General features: G+C 40.0%; 21 protein-coding genes and 2 pseudogenes. 16 read left to right on the top strand and 7 right to left on the bottom strand.

Annotated elements, in window-relative coordinates; translation table 11 throughout:
• Positions 1–704 precede the first annotated feature (704 nt).
• A complete protein-coding gene (locus H6G97_RS32875) occupies positions 705–1,277 on the top strand; it encodes a pentapeptide repeat-containing protein (RefSeq protein ID WP_190944645.1) in 573 nt (190 codons plus the stop codon).
• A 49-nt stretch (positions 1,278–1,326) separates the two neighbouring features.
• Here the strand turns inward: H6G97_RS32875 and H6G97_RS32870 are convergent.
• A pseudogene (locus H6G97_RS32870) lies at positions 1,327–2,121 on the bottom strand (sulfite exporter TauE/SafE family protein).
• Positions 2,122–2,471: 350 nt separating this feature from the next.
• On the opposite strand from H6G97_RS32870, the gene H6G97_RS32865 reads away from it, so the two are divergent.
• The gene (locus H6G97_RS32865) at positions 2,472–3,242 is read left to right on the top strand and encodes a phosphatase PAP2 family protein (RefSeq protein ID WP_190944644.1); all 771 of its coding nucleotides are present in this window, start codon (positions 2,472–2,474) and stop codon (positions 3,240–3,242) included.
• 144 nt (positions 3,243–3,386) lie between these two features.
• Positions 3,387–3,815: a DUF7980 family protein gene (locus H6G97_RS32860; RefSeq protein ID WP_190944643.1), complete on the top strand. Its 429-nt coding sequence runs from the start codon at positions 3,387–3,389 to the stop codon at positions 3,813–3,815.
• 28 nt (positions 3,816–3,843) lie between these two features.
• Here H6G97_RS32860 and H6G97_RS32855 read toward each other — a convergent pair whose 3' ends face one another.
• Entirely contained in the window at positions 3,844–4,647 is an 804-nt protein-coding gene (locus tag H6G97_RS32855) for a prohibitin family protein (protein ID WP_190944642.1), read from the bottom strand.
• A gap of 462 nt (positions 4,648–5,109) precedes the next feature.
• On the opposite strand from H6G97_RS32855, the pseudogene H6G97_RS32850 reads away from it, so the two are divergent.
• Positions 5,110–5,244 (top strand): annotated as a pseudogene (locus tag H6G97_RS32850) (IS630 family transposase); the annotation flags it as partial.
• 254 nt (positions 5,245–5,498) lie between these two features.
• Here the strand turns inward: H6G97_RS32850 and H6G97_RS53190 are convergent.
• Both H6G97_RS53190 and H6G97_RS53185 read right to left on the bottom strand, forming a co-directional pair.
• Positions 5,499–6,011 (bottom strand): hypothetical protein, encoded by a 513-nt coding sequence (locus tag H6G97_RS53190; RefSeq protein WP_242055544.1) that lies wholly within the window; start codon positions 6,009–6,011, stop codon positions 5,499–5,501.
• Positions 5,978–7,147 carry a hypothetical protein gene (locus tag H6G97_RS53185; protein WP_338421883.1) on the bottom strand — a complete coding sequence of 390 codons (1,170 nt, stop codon included), beginning with the start codon at positions 7,145–7,147 and terminating at the stop codon, positions 5,978–5,980. Before H6G97_RS53185 ends, H6G97_RS53190 begins: the two co-directional genes overlap by 34 nt.
• 294 nt (positions 7,148–7,441) lie before the next feature.
• Here H6G97_RS53185 and H6G97_RS32835 point away from each other — a divergent pair, with 294 nt between their 5' ends.
• The 5 genes from H6G97_RS32835 (at position 7,442) to H6G97_RS32815 (ending at position 9,614) form a co-directional block, all read left to right on the top strand.
• Positions 7,442–8,026 (top strand): hypothetical protein, encoded by a 585-nt coding sequence (locus H6G97_RS32835; protein WP_190944641.1) that lies wholly within the window; start codon positions 7,442–7,444, stop codon positions 8,024–8,026.
• A gap of 201 nt (positions 8,027–8,227) precedes the next feature.
• Positions 8,228–8,569: a hypothetical protein gene (locus H6G97_RS32830; protein WP_190944640.1), complete on the top strand. Its 342-nt coding sequence runs from the start codon at positions 8,228–8,230 to the stop codon at positions 8,567–8,569.
• A gap of 14 nt (positions 8,570–8,583) precedes the next feature.
• Positions 8,584–8,829, top strand: coding sequence for a hypothetical protein (locus H6G97_RS32825; RefSeq protein WP_190944639.1), 246 nt, complete (start codon positions 8,584–8,586; stop codon positions 8,827–8,829).
• A 135-nt stretch (positions 8,830–8,964) separates the two neighbouring features.
• The gene (locus H6G97_RS32820; protein ID WP_190944638.1) at positions 8,965–9,339 is read left to right on the top strand and encodes a hypothetical protein; all 375 of its coding nucleotides are present in this window, start codon (positions 8,965–8,967) and stop codon (positions 9,337–9,339) included.
• Positions 9,340–9,407: 68 nt separating this feature from the next.
• Complete coding sequence (locus H6G97_RS32815) at positions 9,408–9,614, top strand: hypothetical protein (protein WP_190944637.1); 207 nt, start codon at positions 9,408–9,410, stop codon at positions 9,612–9,614.
• A 67-nt stretch (positions 9,615–9,681) separates the two neighbouring features.
• Here H6G97_RS32815 and H6G97_RS32810 read toward each other — a convergent pair whose 3' ends face one another.
• From H6G97_RS32810 to H6G97_RS32800, 3 genes are read right to left on the bottom strand one after another with little or no spacing between them, the layout of a single operon-like run.
• Positions 9,682–10,218: a hypothetical protein gene (locus H6G97_RS32810; RefSeq protein WP_190944636.1), complete on the bottom strand. Its 537-nt coding sequence runs from the start codon at positions 10,216–10,218 to the stop codon at positions 9,682–9,684.
• A gap of 18 nt (positions 10,219–10,236) precedes the next feature.
• Positions 10,237–10,791, bottom strand: coding sequence for a GNAT family N-acetyltransferase (locus tag H6G97_RS32805; protein WP_190944635.1), 555 nt, complete (start codon positions 10,789–10,791; stop codon positions 10,237–10,239).
• A gap of 39 nt (positions 10,792–10,830) precedes the next feature.
• On the bottom strand, positions 10,831–11,100 hold the full coding sequence (locus H6G97_RS32800; RefSeq protein ID WP_190944634.1) for a hypothetical protein: 270 nt from the start codon (positions 11,098–11,100) through the stop codon (positions 10,831–10,833).
• 1,213 nt (positions 11,101–12,313) lie between these two features.
• On the opposite strand from H6G97_RS32800, the gene H6G97_RS32795 reads away from it, so the two are divergent.
• The 7 genes from H6G97_RS32795 (at position 12,314) to H6G97_RS32765 (ending at position 16,058) form a co-directional block, all read left to right on the top strand.
• Positions 12,314–12,631 carry a hypothetical protein gene (locus H6G97_RS32795; RefSeq protein WP_242055543.1) on the top strand — a complete coding sequence of 106 codons (318 nt, stop codon included), beginning with the start codon at positions 12,314–12,316 and terminating at the stop codon, positions 12,629–12,631.
• A 6-nt stretch (positions 12,632–12,637) separates the two neighbouring features.
• Positions 12,638–13,156 (top strand): hypothetical protein, encoded by a 519-nt coding sequence (locus tag H6G97_RS32790; protein WP_242055541.1) that lies wholly within the window; start codon positions 12,638–12,640, stop codon positions 13,154–13,156.
• Positions 13,157–13,222: 66 nt separating this feature from the next.
• Positions 13,223–13,579: a hypothetical protein gene (locus tag H6G97_RS32785; protein WP_190944632.1), complete on the top strand. Its 357-nt coding sequence runs from the start codon at positions 13,223–13,225 to the stop codon at positions 13,577–13,579.
• Between the two features lie 120 nt (positions 13,580–13,699).
• Positions 13,700–14,140, top strand: coding sequence for a hypothetical protein (locus H6G97_RS32780; protein ID WP_190944631.1), 441 nt, complete (start codon positions 13,700–13,702; stop codon positions 14,138–14,140).
• A 2-nt stretch (positions 14,141–14,142) separates the two neighbouring features.
• Entirely contained in the window at positions 14,143–14,337 is a 195-nt protein-coding gene (locus tag H6G97_RS32775; RefSeq protein ID WP_190944630.1) for a hypothetical protein, read from the top strand.
• A 14-nt stretch (positions 14,338–14,351) separates the two neighbouring features.
• A complete protein-coding gene (locus H6G97_RS32770) occupies positions 14,352–14,633 on the top strand; it encodes a hypothetical protein (protein WP_190944629.1) in 282 nt (93 codons plus the stop codon).
• Between the two features lie 3 nt (positions 14,634–14,636).
• The gene (locus H6G97_RS32765) at positions 14,637–16,058 is read left to right on the top strand and encodes an ATP-binding protein (protein ID WP_242055540.1); all 1,422 of its coding nucleotides are present in this window, start codon (positions 14,637–14,639) and stop codon (positions 16,056–16,058) included.
• Positions 16,059–16,144: the final 86 nt, after the last annotated feature.

Below are 16,144 nucleotides of genomic sequence, written 5' to 3'. Positions count from 1 at the left end.
TGTAACTGTTCATACCCTAGACCAATTAACCTCTGTGTTTCTTTAGGATTTTCTTTAATGTGGTTCAGTATATCGCTCATGTTTCTGTGTCAAAAAAGATATCTGATGTTCTTTTACCACAGAATGTTACTATTTTGGAGATGTCTAAGGGGGACATTTAATTTGTTTCTTTATAATACACTGAGATAAATAAGGATGGTGCGTTGCGCTGCGTGACAATACCTCTCATATTGAATATTTGTTTTTAATTTTATAAATTTCTAATTGTAATTAGCTTTAACACAAAAAGTAGTAGTAAATTTTTAATAAACTGTGTTTATCCTTTTAATCACAAAGAATATTTGCTTTTATTAAACCGAAAGCAATAATATTAAATTTAGATGCAATTTTGTATAACTTGCTGAAAAAACGCTCATTCAGGAATTACCAGTTGATTTGATAGCGATCAAAAAAATTACAAAACTTATTGTCTGCTAATGCTAGACAGAGCAGCCTAATAAAAGTTTAATCTGCCCTCAACTTAAAAATTACCTTGCCTTAATTTGGTTGGGATACTCCATTTTAATGGACAGTGAAAACTATCGACTCTTTCCGACTCTTGCCATGTTTTCTAATTAAAGGATCTTTCTCAGAAATACTCTGCGTTCCTACCCTGCGCCAACCTCTACGTTTAAAAACTCTCAAAAAATCACAAAGAGAAACTCATGAACACATTCAACTTCAAAAAAATCACTTCCTGGATTTTAGGGCTTGTAATGATATTTTCTCTGCTTAACCAACCCCACGCCCTAGCTCAAGTGGAAACATCACCTAATCTAACCCCATCTACATCTGCTCCGGTAGAATCTCCCATAGTGTTACCTGCCGAATCAATTACAGCAAACGTGAGACGTTTATTGGAAACTAATGAATGTGTCGGATGTAACTTAAATGGAGTATCTTTTGAAGGGGTAAACCTGCTAGGTGCTAATTTAGAATCAGCAAACTTGCAAAATGTCAAATTTGAAAAAGCTAATTTACAAGGAATCAACCTCAAGTTAGCAAACTTGCAGGGAGTAGATTTAGGCAAAGCCAATATTGCACAAGCAAATCTACAAGGAGCAAATTTATTTGATGCCGATTTAGAAAAAGCCAACCTACAAGGAGCAAATTTACAAGGGGCAAATCTCCAAAATGCTGACTTGGAGAAAGCAAATCTCACTAATGCAAATATAAATGGAGCTAACTTACGCGGAGCTGAATTAGAAGGTGCAATCGGAGTTTTTGGGCGTGTTTAAGAAAGGAGGGAGATAAATAATCTTCCTTTTCATCCCAGCCCTTGGAAAACTAATAAACTAGCTTGGCACTCACCATCATTAAAATAAAGTAAACCATAAACTGCAATGGTTTTTAAGGTACAGATTGGCAGATTTTAGCTCCTAGTAATACACCTGGTACTGAGCCAAGCCATATCGGTAGGACTAAACTCCAATCAACTGTTCCCAATGTGAGGTGCCCAACCGCAGTAAATAGTAGGAGAATTGCTGCTTGAGAAATATATCTGTTCCTACCAACTTCTTAGCATCCAAGCGGAAAAATGTAATCAGTACTAAGGCAAACATTGAGCCGGAAGCGACGCTTGTCAAACCAACAATACAACCTAAAAATGCTCCTATACTTATTGTCTGCAAGCGTCCTAGTTGAGTTGTTAAGTCAAATTTGGGGAGTTTAGGTAACTGGAGATTGGGGAAGAAAGTCAACAGCAGCATTTGTACCAAAGCTAATACTAGTAACTAACAGAATTGTTAAACCTAGTAAGTGTAGGGTAATATGGTTCAGTTGATGCTCTTTTTGCTGTTTAATCAGGTGTAGTATCCCTACCCCAACAAGAGAACCGGGAACGCTTCCTAAAGCTAACCATTTCACCGCCTGCACATCAAGGGTTTGTTGTTGCCAGTGTTTGATGCTACCAACAACTTTCATTAGTGTGGCTGCAACGACATCAGAACTTACTGCCACAGCAGGCGGTACTTGAAAAACAAAAATCAACATCGGGGTAATGAGAGAAGCACCACCAACTCCTGTCAAACCAACAATAATTCCCACTAGAAAGCTGAAGAAAGGCAATAAGAAAAAATCCATACTTCTGTCCTTACCTGGGGTTTTGTAGATACGTTTGTGTTTACCTGAAACGAAAAGATTGGTTTGAATGCTGTTGTGCAAACTGTTTTAGGCAACTGCAAGTTTTAAATAAATGTGGAAAAATTTCCACTAAATACTAAAAATCTACCTGTTTACCGTATTTTATATTTAAAATATAATCAAAGTCTACATTTTTGTGAAAGTATACAAAAGTTTAGTGTTATTTTATACAAACTTTATAGGATTTTTTCTAGAAAAAGACTGTTTAGCAGATATTCATGCCTCAGTAGTAAAATAATTACTAGTTATTCAAAAAACTACTTTAATTCCAGCGAAATATCGTATTTAGTATGGTAAAGTTAGAAAAGCAAACATTACGGTCAAAACCACAGTCACCCATAGCGTTTGGGCAAAAATTGCTGATTAACCATTGGCGTTCTTTGTTGCTGCTGTTCGTGGGGGTATATCTACCACTACAAATTTTTGGATTGCTGGCGTTCAAGGTGGAGCAAAATCAAGGTGGATTTCCTTGGGACTTATCGATTTTAGTCGCGATTCACTCTGTAGCACAGCTACAGCTAGATGAATTTGCCGTGCTGCTAACTAAAATGGGTTCCTTTTGGACTGTGTTACCTACTCTGAGCGTGATCGCTCTGATTTTACTATTACAACGTCGTTGGCGATCGCTCACTTATTTACTGATTACTACGGCTGGTAGTGCCACTATCAAACGCACAGCCAAGGAATTTTGGCATAGAGTCCGTCCTGATATGTGGACTTCAGCTGCACCAGAATTTGATTATTCATTCCCTAGTGGTCATGCTATGACAAGTATGACGTTGATTGTTATTTTGGTAGTTTTAACTTGGGATAGTGTTTGGTGCTGGTTAACAGTGATGTTGGGTAGTGTGTTTATCTTGGCCATTGGCTGGACACGCCTATATTTAGGAGTACATTTTCCCAGTGACATTATTGCAGGTTGGATGGTAGCGATCGCTTGGGCAATTGGCGTGAGTTTAATTATTCGTCCATTTTCACAGTCAGCAAATATCATCAGTGAACAGCCAGCGAGTGAAACGAAATTATTCCCAGAGGAACACCAATTAATAAATGAAGAATAAAAATTTTGTATTCATAAGAATAGGCTTTTTTACACAGCATCATTACGTGTAATTTCTACCTATCTGAAATCAAACTTGTGTTGACGGCTGGACTTATTTCGTATTTTGCTATAAACTACGGGAAGCCGCTAGAATTACTGTATTATGACAAGTATCAAAACAGGTGATCAAGAATTTTCATCACTAACTCCAGAAAGCCTACCCAAAATATTGTTGCAGAAGCTAAGAGGTGGATTCTTCTTAGTCATTGGATATTTATTATCACCCTTATGCTGGTGGAATGATTTGGTATTCAACTTACCAATCGCTTATGCCTTCGGTTATATTTGCAGCCTTTTTTCACCTAAATTACTGATGCCTTGTGTCATCCTTGGTTACTGGCTATCTAACATTATTGGTATTCTTTTGATGCAAGCAGGGGCGATTGATGTTTTACAAAAACAAACCCAAAAACACAACTTAAAAAAAGAATTATTAACAGGCTTAGTTTCTTCCACTGTATATACTTTTTTGATTGTGGCGTTAATCCATCTGCATATTATTGATACTCCTAATTTATTCCCTTCCACTTAGCCATAAAACCAGTATTAATGTTTTATGGTTATTTTAATTTTAAAATCTCATTCATATTGAAAAGTTTAGGAGCATCCTTAGACATAATTAGAGGTAATTTACCATCCCATTTTTCTATTGCTTGTCTTTCTAAAATTTCATTAGTCAAATTTTCACGTAACAATTTATTTATTTCTACTTCTCCTTTAGCTAAATTGACATTAGCCTCTGCTTGTTTTGCTGCTTTCAAGGCAATAAAATCGGCTCGTTTTGCATCTTGTTCTGCAATCTGTTTTGCCTCTACTGCCTGATTAAATTGATTAGAAAAACTGAGATTAACTAGTGAAATATCATCAACTACTATGTGGTAGTTATGCAGTCTTGTAGTCAATGTATCATCAACTCCAGATTTTACTTCTCCTCGTTTAGTTACTATTTCTTCAGCCGTATATCTTGCTATCACTGCTTTTAGCACTTCTTCTATTGCTGGATTGATAATTTTTTCAACTACATCTTTTTCATCACCAATGTTTTGAAAGATTATATTAGTTTCTTCAGGTATAATATGCCAGTTTAATGCTACATTTATAAACACATTTTGTAAATCTTTAGAAGAAGCCTCAGCAGAAATATCTTGCTTTTGAACTCTCACACTGAGTTTTTTTACAGAATTAATAATAGGAATTATTATATGTATTCCTTCTCCTAGTACTGTTTCCTGTACTTCGCCAAACTGCATTAATACACCACGTTCTCCAGCATTGACGATTATAAACGGTGTCAATAAAATGGTGATTAAAATTAAAAGTGCAGTCAGTTTACCAGCATTGCTTTTAAATTTAATTTTTTTCATGTTTAGTAGCATCTGACAGTTTTAGATTTGTTGTGAAAAAAAATGAACTATACATAAATTAAGAAATCAACAAGTTTTCTCCGAAGAGCGATTGCTAAATATTTTATGGGCTTTAATACTAATATATACTATGTCTGTTAATCAGCAAACATATAATAATCCGAAATTATCCTTGAAAAGTAGGTAAGAGTTTAAATATAGTAAACAAATGCTTAAATCCACCATCTCAGAGGGCATCTGAGAACTATCAAATATTTGCTTATCTTCGCTAACCTCCCTTAAAAAAGGGGGGAAGAAGAGCCTCAAAGTTACGCTGTTTAAGATAGATTTAGGGGAATCTCTAAGAGGGTAGGTTGCTTAAACTTAGGTGTACGCTAACACTGAATTAAAATTTTAAAAGCAGTTGCGAAGTTGATGTTACGGATGAACGTTGTTCGTAGAGAACAGAAAATTTGTCGCTCATTCGCTCATCGTCTATTTAAATCAGTAGATGAATTGAAATCTTTACTAGATAAACTATTAAATCAGGACGAGTTAGTGATTAAATGGTATTGGAAAATCACAAATAAGGGGAATAGTAGCTATATTGCAGCTTAAATGCAGATTAGCTTAAGTAAATTGCTCATAATACACAGGGCATAAAGTTTAAATCCATACTTTGACTGTGCTTTCTTGATGGCATAAAGCAACACTTCACGACATTCCAGCCGTGTTAAGCGAAACTCAAAGGTTGCAACAGGTTGTAATGTGGTAGCAAAATCCAGAATTGCAAGTTACGTTTTGTCCGAGACATTACAAATACGTAAATAACAATATGAATAGTTTAGTTTATAGACTGTTGTACAGACTCACTACTCCTCCCAATCTACCAATACCCCATCCACAGCCACAATTCTCCACTGCGGAAACTTCGCTAATAGTTTTTTGATCACAATCTGCAAAGCCGGATCATCACTCCAGCACTCCTGCAAAAAGTCAAACCCCGGATTCTCCCCTGAATTCGCCGCTCGATTCAGTTTTTCCCTTCTTACAGGTCGCATATTTGACCTCGCAACAATCGCCTCATGCGACCATTTTTCAGGATTTGGCACGGGCGCGGCGGAACTTTCACCCTCATGATCCGCTTTGACTTCTCTACCCGAAACTGAACTTTCAGTCATTAACTCAGCAGAGGGGCGACTCGGTTCTATTTTCTGATCTGCGATCGCTGAAGTTGAAGATTTTTCAATTTGGGCAGGCGACGCGGCGGAACAAGTACCTTCATGAACTGCTTTGATTTCTACACCCAAAACTGAGTTTTCAGCCAACAGCGAAGCGGAATTACTTTGTTCTACTTGCCCCTGAGTTTGATTAGCGATCGCCAAAGTTGAAGCACCCGTCTAATATCACTAACAGCTTGGGGTAGTATTTCTAGTTGCTCGGCTCGATATGCGATCACAGATGGTGTCGGCTCACTCCCCAGAATTATGGCCGCAGCTTCGAGCGCTTGGGTGTTGTTCATCGCACTGGCAAGATTCTTCAATGCCATACCCATGAGTCGTAAGCATTCTTGTGCATTTTCTTTTGGGGGTTCCTGGGCCAGCGATCGCAAATCAATTGTCTTTTCTAACGCCTGTTTCACCTGCTTGTTCAAAACTTTAGTCGCCTGTTGCGTCATGGTATTCCCCCACTGTTGCAAAGGACGCTGTTCAACGGCGCGTTCCAATTCCTGAATGCGCTGCTGGAGTTGTTGGTTTTCAATCTCCAGTTTTCGTAACCCCTCCATTTCATCCAATCGCTGCTGTAACTGGATATTTTCTTCTTTCTGTTGTTTAAACAGTTGTTGCAGAGATTGGATTTGCTCACTTACTTGTTCTTCGGCTCTGGCTGTGGCTTCTGACTGTAGCCCAATCCTCAATTCCTGCTGTAAACGCTCTAGCTCCTGCTGGTGTTGCTCTTTAAGTGCCATGATCGCTTCTGTATATTCTGGTGGATAGTTCCGCTCTCTGGGGAATGGAACGCTTGGGGCATCCAAATCAGCATTGTTGACCAAAAGCCTTTCACCATCAGGAAAAGTCACAATCTGCTGCCAATGATTTGGTGCGTCTGCTTCAATCACTCCCGAATCCCCATACCTTGGGTGTGATTCTTGTGAAACAGTGACAGAATTACACAATTGCGTTTTGGGGTTTTCGCTTTTTGTGGAGCGTTTAGTTGTTGGTGCGACAAGTTGTACTGCTTTGGCGAAATCGGCGGCAGTGGGGAAGGGTTTTTCTTTGGCTGCGATCGCTACGACTTCCTGTAACTTATCAGGAGTTTTAACCAGCCGGAGTAAGGGGCGAGTTTGAGAGGGTTTAGTAATCTTTTCCCTGAGTTCCTCTGGCAGAGTATCAACTACCTTTTTCGCAGACAACAAATCCCTAACCCGACGATACCCACCGTGCTTGGTTAGTTCTTTTTCGCAATAATCTTCAAAACTGGCATAACCAGCATCAGAGTAATAGCCGTTATTTCGCATCACCCGCAGTTCTTCTATTGCCTGCCACTCGAAGCGGTCTATTGCAGTAAAGGTATCTTGGATGCTGGTATTGAGAATGTTGTAATCGAGTGCTGATGATGTTCTGCACTATTTGGCTGAGGCAATGGGGTGCGTCGAGGAAATTGTTGAAGTCAAAACAGTTCAAAATTCACGCATTATTAATTCAAAATTGCTGAACTGCTGACTTATTAGTTAAAAGCAATCCTGCACTGTCATAAATAGCTAAGTCGAACACTATCCAGTATCAACGCAATTTTTAGTAACAACAACGCAATTATGGAAACCATCAAAATCAACAACAGCGTTTTTCTCATCCCAAATTTTCTCTCGGACAAACCTGATTTACTCAATCGTATTCTCAAGCAAACAAAATCCCCACTCAAAGACGCTGCCGCCGTTAATTCAACCCGTTGGGCATTGTTTCACGCGTTGAAAGAAACAGGCTTGCTAGTCACAACTGGGACAGGCGGACAAACCAAGTTCAATCGCACTCGATTAGATCTGCCTAAATCTCATTGGCTAGATGCGGCTTGTGTTGGTCAAGTCGAATCGCTTGAAGTGTTGACCTCAAATCCGTTGCTGATTACGGCAAAAGGACACGGAACGCGGCAGATGTGCGGCACTGACAAGTTTGGATTTCCCAATAGACATCGCACTAATCAGAAAAGCTGGTTTGGCTTTCAGACGGGCGACTTAGTACGCGCTGTTGTTGCCTCAGGTAAATTTGCAGGGCGATGGGTAGGGCGAATCACTGTTCGTTCTCGACCGAGTTTTAAGCTAGCGTCCACCAAGATTTTCGATGTTCATCCAAGATATCTACAGGTGATTCACCGTGCTGATGGTTATAGCTATACAGCTTAGGCGACTAAAGTCGCTGTTCGTTTTTCCTCCTTGCTCTAAAGAGACAAGGCTCCCAAACTTATCAGGAGTTTTCTGTGGGGGTAGCGCTCGATTGTGTCATATCAAATTCAGTCTTAGCGTGATTCAAATGCTAGTCAATCAAAGAAAGGTAAAAATTAAGAATACTGGTGCAGGTTTTTTTATTGAATTGGAGGATTCCAAATGACTAATCACAAACAAGTTGTTTACCAATCTCAATTAGACCACAAGAGTAAAATGGTTCTTCGTCGCCGTACTAGGAGAAGATTCAACCCCAGGATTTTTATCGACCGCACCATAGAAACAACTGCAATTGTCTCTCTGCTCTTGACTGGCTTTTCAGGAGTAGGGGCAATGGCTTGTTGGGGAATGGAGATTATTGAGACTAATAATCCCAACATAACCATCTCTGGGTGGCAGCAACAGAAGAACATTTGCTTAGGTGCAATGTTGGTCAGTTTTTCTGCCTTCTTAGGGACTTCTTTAGTCGGAGCTAGTTTGAGTATTCAACGAGATAAATTTTAGGGAAAGAAACAACGATGGAAATCAAATTAACTACATCAGAGATTCGGACTATCTTGCAAGGATGTCAATATACATTGCGGCTTGTGGGGAGTAGTAAGGATTATCGCAGGCTTCAATCGTCAGAGCATTTTTCTACATCAAATGATGTGGTGCTAAATGACGCGTTCAATGTTTTAGGAGAAGTAGTAGAGGCAATTAATGAGGTGGAAAGGATCGCCCAGCAGTCAAACAGCATTCAACTGTTTCTGGAAAATGATTAAAAAAGAATTCAGCAATTGAATTCTTACTAAAGAAAAATTGATCCCCCTCTGTGGAATGTAGTACAACCTCTAACGGAAGCTTATTATGTTTTCACTGATATGGATGCTGTTAAAATTACATTCTGGTAATAACAAATGAGGAATACTCAACAAATCGCTTACCCTCTAATCGAACAAGAGCATATAGAGCGTGTAAACACAGAGAAATTAGCTCTGCTCCGTAATCGCCGTCAACAAAAGCCTGTTGTAATAAATCCGCGTTTGACTGTTCGGATTCTAGATACAATCACGATTGCCTCTATTGCCAGTAGTTGCTTGTTTGGGATAGGTACGCTTTCATGTTGGGGGTTAGAGATTATTGAAGCGAACACAAAACCAATTACCCTTAGTAAGCAGTATGAATGGCAGGTACGAAAACATATCTGCTTGGGTTGGATGTTTGTTGGGTTTTCCAGCTTTGTTGCTAGTGCTTCATTCGGTGAAAAGCCTCAGCAACAAATTAACGAATAGTACGTACCAATTGTCAAAGAGCAAGAATCATTGCTTCATTTATTAAACAAACAACAAGATTCTAAATTATGAAACTACCTCAAATGATTGTCACAACGGTGGCAGCTATCACCTTTGGATACATCGGCTCCCAATACTTCACTAAAAACATTATGTATATCATAGGCGGTGGAATGGCTGGGATTGGTGCAGTAACATATTTTATTCCGGACAAAACCAAACAAAAGCCAACCCCCGCACAATCGAAGGAGCCTGTAGGAAGTACCCGCCGTTGAGCGCAGTACTCAGATCGGAGCAAATGCTCTAAAAATTAATGAATTGTCAAGCGCCTAATTCTCAAACTCACGCCGAAATTTTGTCACTAACAGCTTGATGTATAATTTCTTGCTTTAACGAATCTGCTGTAACTGCTGCAATGGTTTCCCAATCTTCTTGTCTTAACAACAACCCAAGCAGTTCGCGCAGTATCTCTCGATTAGAAATGAATTCTTCACCATAAAGTTCATCATTTTCCAGAGTAGCAAGTATGTATTCTCTTACCTCTGGTGTCGGCAATCTAAAATTTTCAAGTATTCTTTCTCTTGCAGATTTTACGGCAATTTTCGTAGCTGTGCCTAAATTCCAATTATTCAGCAGCAACCGCACTTCTCTATTTAGAGAAATACGCAATGTTGTGAAACGTCCCAAAAGTTCTAGATTGAATGCTAAGAAGCCAAATGCTGAACCCCAATCTAATCCAGCACCAATATTGCCACCAACTTTATCCTCAGCTTCAACACCTTTTCGCAACCATTCTTCATCAAATAATAAACCCATTGGATTTACTGCATTTTCTTGGTTAAAGGTGCTTTGATTATCACTCTGTTCCTGCTGGCTCATTTATTTACCTTTGCTACCTTATCCAGGAGAACGGAAAACTCCGTACTCAAAATAGACTAGATCGTCGTAATCTTCATCCTCTCCCACATCAATCATGCCTTGGCTATCATAAAATTCTTCTACTCCCGGTAGTGAATGCAATCCTACTCTACCTTCATACCCTAATTCCATACTGCGGATTCTGGCAAATGCCAAGAATGCAGTCCCAACACCTTTTAATTTGGGGGGACTTTGGATATATGTCCGATTCCAAGGTGCGGTAGCTATACCGTCAATATATACCAAGCGTTTACCCTCTACCAAGCGAGAACCGTGCATTTTGGTTTCAATCAGCATTAATCCTTGAGTTTCATCTTCATATTCAATCGCAAAGCCTTCACGGTTTGCTTGTCTATTAATGACAAACTCCAGTTTAAACTCCCAGTCCCAGAATTTGTCTGATTGCCCGTGCAATTTTAATTGTTCTTTCCACTTGTTGGCATAATCATCAATGTGCTTTTGCGCTAGCTCTACTAAATCTCCTTCTACAATCGTGTTATCTTGACCACAAATTAGTTTTACCAAAGGAAGCATTGCACCAAAATTACCTATGAACCAATTTTATCAATCTGATCAATCAGCATTATGCTCATTTTCTTGTAGCCATCTTAAAACAGTCAGCGCCAACTCCCAGGATTCGCGCCGCTCCCAATTAGGTAAGTGATTGAGTATTCGTGCAAGGAATATTGCTGGGTTTTCTAATTCTCCGCCACGAGCCGCAACACTATCCCTAACAAGTGCCCCCAAAGTGGCAGCTTGATTCCCTTTATAGTCAGGCTGTCTCTTAATTTCCTCAATAATCCAATCAGGAACTGTTATGGTTTTAAATCCTGGTTTCGGCATATTCGGTAGAGCAATTAGTTTTCTGATGGTACGGTAGTTTACGTCATAGATGCAAATTTTCCTATGGTACAGTATGGTAATAAAATAAGAGTCAGAATTAAGTAGGGAGAATTCAGTCCCGCAGATGGGAAAGTTGACCACTAAATATGCTTTCTTTACTAGGGGTCAAAAATGAGCTTTTTCGGTCGGAATACACGAATTGTGTTCTGACTCCTGGCTCCTGATTTCTATTTCGATAAATTTATTAAGCGATCGCATCGGGTTAAGACTGCGATCGCTCATGCCGAAGCACTACCCCCAACAAACCTTGGAGGATTTATAGATGTTACCAAAAACGCGCATTCCAGATATATCTCCATTAACTTTTTGTAGACAAATAAAATCTGCTTATACTGGAATGTCTCTGGAGTCAATAGAATACCTTGAGAGCGATCGCGGAATTTTCAAAGAGTACTGTTCAATTCTTTCAAGAGAACTCGATGTACCTTTCAAAACAGTGCAGATCAAATGGGGCCCCGGCATTAAATTTCCTCAGATGCCTGAGAGAACACGAAATATGCTTAAGTTCGTTTTAATAGCTAGGCTCTATGAACTTAAACGAAATCTTGTTGCTTAGTTGTCGAAACAGGAGTCAGAAGTCAGGAGTCAGAAGTCCGGAGTCAAAAGTCAAGAGTTAGTTAGGTATTCCGGCCAAAGAACAGATGAAGAATCGACATTTTTGCAGCGCACAAAACAAGAAAACTTGCTGGTAATAGAACAAGGCACAAGTGTAGTCAATAATAAAGTTCCAGGTCTGAATACCATTCTGATTACTGAATTCTGGCTCCTAACTCCTGTTTATTAACTATTAGTTAATCAAGTAATGACCCGCCCAAGAAAAGCGGGTATTTTTATATGTATGAAGCGACAAGCCATGAGAATCTGTCGCCGAAACTAAGCAAAATTTTACGGCATCAAAGGGGTTTGGGTGTTATAACCAATAAATTTCTCATCATTAAATCTAATTAAAGGTTCTCACGGCGAGTCCTATTCCTTATTGAGCAAGGGATAGAAGCGATTAAGAAAAAAAATCTTGTTTGTCGCAAAAGAGGAGGAAATGGCATCTAGATTGAGGTTGGAGTACCAGAGATCATTTGGCAGAAAGGTATGTGATCGGACTTGGCAAAGAGTTAAAAAACGCTTGAACATAAAGGACGAAGACGATACCTCTCTTATGTCGCAAGTCAAAGCTTATGGCGAATTGAGGAAACGCAATCCTTATAAAGCTATTAGAATCGCTGATGTAAATCGCTATCGTTTCTTTTTGGACAATCTTCCTAAGTTGGTTTGTAAAGGTGATGAGTTACGGCTTGCCCTCCAACGATTAAAGCCAAATCCTTCCGTAGCAACTATTTACCGTTGGGGGCAGGAAATAAAATGCCCTTTTAGTGTAGATAGAGTTTACACGAGTTATGAAATTCAAAAGTGGGTTATCAAGTTAGTTTCTCAAACCAAATTTAGTTTTCCTGAAAATCAGAACATTCGTAGCTAGGAGCCAATGATGGAAGTTTTACGTTCTTTGTTACAAGGTAATGACATTAACCTCTCAGATGAAGAGTTATTAGCAGAGTTAAAAAAGCGTGGATTTGATTGGGATGAATTAAGTGATGATGATGCTATGAGTCTGGCTGACCAGATAATTCTTGAGCGTGGGCAATCCGCTACGCTTGCTACTAGCAATGGGAAAAATGGAAAAGCGGCTAAAAGACCAAGGGCTAAGACCAAGAAAGCACAAGAAGGTATGGACGATTACAAAATCGCTCTTGCCAACCAAGCAAAACAGAAATTGGAAGAAATTTCTGCTTTCAACACTGGTATTAGCCAGGGAGTCAGAGAGTTTGCCCATAGAGAAGCGCAAAAAACTATTGAAGATTTAGATGGTGTAACCAACGAATATCTCGCAGAAATTGCCGAGTATGCCAGAAATTATAAAGGTGAGCCAGAAGCCTTTTTTCGGTTCGGTCAGGAGATTGCATCGCTCTATCTCTCTGCTGGCAATGCAGATGCGACCGAATAAATTGATCTTGGTAGCAGCAGTACTGAATCTGCTGCTATTGACCCTCGTTTTGGGCGTGGCAATTATATGGAGCAACAAGAACAAACCCATCGCAAAGCATTAAATATTCACCTGAAGAAGGACGGAGAGTTGAATCTGTCGGGGCTGACACTAGAAAACCTATCTTCAGAAGAATTCCTAATAGTCCAGCAACTTATTGATGAGTCAATTGCGCGATCCCATTCCAATAGACAGATTGAGGAATTGATGCAGCGAGGGATGATGGCTCAAACAGCGATTGCAGCAATAACAGTATTGATGTTTTCGTTCATGGGCATATATGGCATAACTCGATATATCGGCTCACAAGTTCAACAAGTGCAAGAGAGTTATACACAGGAGTCAGAAGTCAGGAGTCAGAATTCAGGAGAACTGAATAGATAGATTTGAAAGGTGAAAGTTTAATGCTTTATAGTCTATTCATTCAGTACTACAATTTTTTATTCTGGCTCCTGGCTCCAGAATAGCTGAATTCTTTAATTAGTAGTTAGAGGGGAGAAAGGAATGTTAGGAAAATGGCTTCCTGGTTTGTTTGGCGGTAAAGGTGATGGAGTAGTATCAACGGATTTAAGAGTTGGGGATGCGACCCAAATTGAAGGAAATCTCCCTTCATCAATCCGCGATCGCTACACATTGCCAGCTTACACTACAGCACAACAGGTTCTGAATGAGGCAGAAGTGGCTGGCAATTTGAAGGCACAGAAGTGGCTACATACAAAGTTCTCCCGACACAACCTCAAACAGTTGCAATCTCTAGCAGAGATGTATAAAAACCAATTGGCATATTCTCAAGAAGCTATGAAGATTGAGGAGGATTTGCAGCGAACTAGGGGATTACATGGGGAGGCGGTAATTCGTCATGCCTTTGGTTCCCAGGAACAGCAACGCCAGTTGGGGGGATACGAGCAGGCATTCAATGAAGTGGGTGATAGCTTTAGGTTTTAAATATGACCCACGAATTTTATTTAGTGATTAATTACGTTATCCCTGGCTTTAATAGTCAAACCAACCAAGTTACAGACATCAACGATTACTGCTATGGATTGTATGACAAACTCTGTCACAACCTAAAGAATTCAGAACAATTCATTGTTGTTCGTGCTTGCCCTATTAAACGAGGTCAAAAACCAAATCTTCCTTAATTTGAGTTGATCGCATGAAACTATCTTTCGTTGGATATGCCGTCTCTGGAGTCGGGCTGTCAATGTTAATGGGTTTTCTATCAGTTGCCAGCCCAGTCAGTCAATTCTTAGTATGGATCATCAGCATGATTTGTATTTGTGGTTTGGCGGTGGGGTTGTTTAACTTCGCTGGCTTAGTCGTCAAAGGTTTTGGTTTCAACCGCAAGACTTTCACCATTGGGTTAATGCCTGGGGTAATATTTCTATTTGTCTTTTTGACCTTAGTTGCAGCTGGTGTCGCTTTGGGGGTGAGGTAAATTATGGGATTTGAATTACAACGTCTGACTGCCAGTGGGGTGATTCATGCAGAACGGACTATCTTATGTTCTTTAGGAGCGAGTGCAGTATTATGCCTATCTGCTCCTTTTTTCTTAAATACTGACCGAATAACAACCGGGATGCTACTTGGTGCTGGAACCCTAAGTGCTGGCTTATTTGGAGTATCTGCCCAAATTAGTGAAGGCAAACAGAAAGTATACCGCTCTTTAGAAGAAGCTGACCTGAAATCACTCAAACAGCATTTGCAAGGTGAAGCTGTTTATGATTATGTCACTACTGTGATCGCTGCCAAACGCCGAGTTGCTGATTATGTGAATCGGCTACCAATGCAAGAGCGCCCCCGGTGGATTGCTGAATATCAGTTGCAAGGGTTGGTTACACTCCCAGAACCACCAGCCCAACAATCACCCTCACCGACTGGTATTCCCAATCCCGATATTGCTGATATTGATGAAGAATTTGTGCAGTCCGTGATTAATCCGGGTGCGATGAAAGTTCTCCAAGCAATCGCAGCTAATTATCCTGAGTACATCAGAATTGATGGTGCTTGGATTGATGAACTGTGTGATGCTGCATCTAATCAAGATATGACTCTTCGCAGTAATCACCATTTTTACCTTTCTGGTGGGACACAATCTGGCAAATCAACTTTAGCAGGGGTGATTATCAACAAAATTGCTGCAAAATCTCAAACGCCAGCAATTGTTATCGGCAGCGAGCCAAAGGATGATGTCACCAGATGGCTGTGCAAGTTTAGCCGTAAGTTTGACGGCATGAAAGAATTAAAAAACTGGATTACCTTTGCCACTGGCATGATTGATCAACAAAAAGCCAGAGTATCAATTGTTGGTGGTGAATGTCAGGGCGTTCCCGAATTATTTCTTGCTCAAGATGAGGTGGACTCTGTATTTGGTGGTGGCAAGGGACTTCCAGGAATGGTTGATGCTGATACTGCCAAAGATTTGCAGGGTTTTTGGAACTATGTCATCAAATTCACTGCTGGGTTAAAAGGTCATGGGCTATTCATGGGCCAGTCCCCGCTCTCTGGGGAAACCGGATTTAGCCGCCCATCTCTGAAAAACGTTTGCTTTATTGCTGTAGGGCAGACATCGAGTTATATCCTTGACCATCCACAAGACTTTGTAAACGTTAAAAAGGAGATTTTGTCAGTCTTACGACAGGCTTGCGAAATGTTAGATAAAGCCGGAGTTCGATATGCTCTGGTAATTCCAACTCGTGGTAATCCTTTTATAGCTCTAATACCTGAATTTGATATCAAAGGTATGGAGCAGAAGCAAGATTCCAAACCGAATGGTGACACTGTTAATAGTTCTAAAAATAATCAGCAATCCTCACAGCAGCAGGTTGACTGGTACGAAGAAATTGTGCGATTCGTTGCTTAGTGAATCACGGTAGTCAGTCCGCACATAACTAAGCCAGCCCGACAGCAGATTACTGTCACTAAAGGCTGAACTCTCGGTCAGATGCA

Source organism: Nostoc flagelliforme FACHB-838 (genome assembly GCF_014698065.1).
GTDB classification, from domain to species: Bacteria; Cyanobacteriota; Cyanobacteriia; order Cyanobacteriales; family Nostocaceae; genus Nostoc; species Nostoc flagelliforme_B.
Note: the sequence above shows the minus strand (reverse complement) of the source record. Positions and strands in the feature narration are given on the sequence as shown.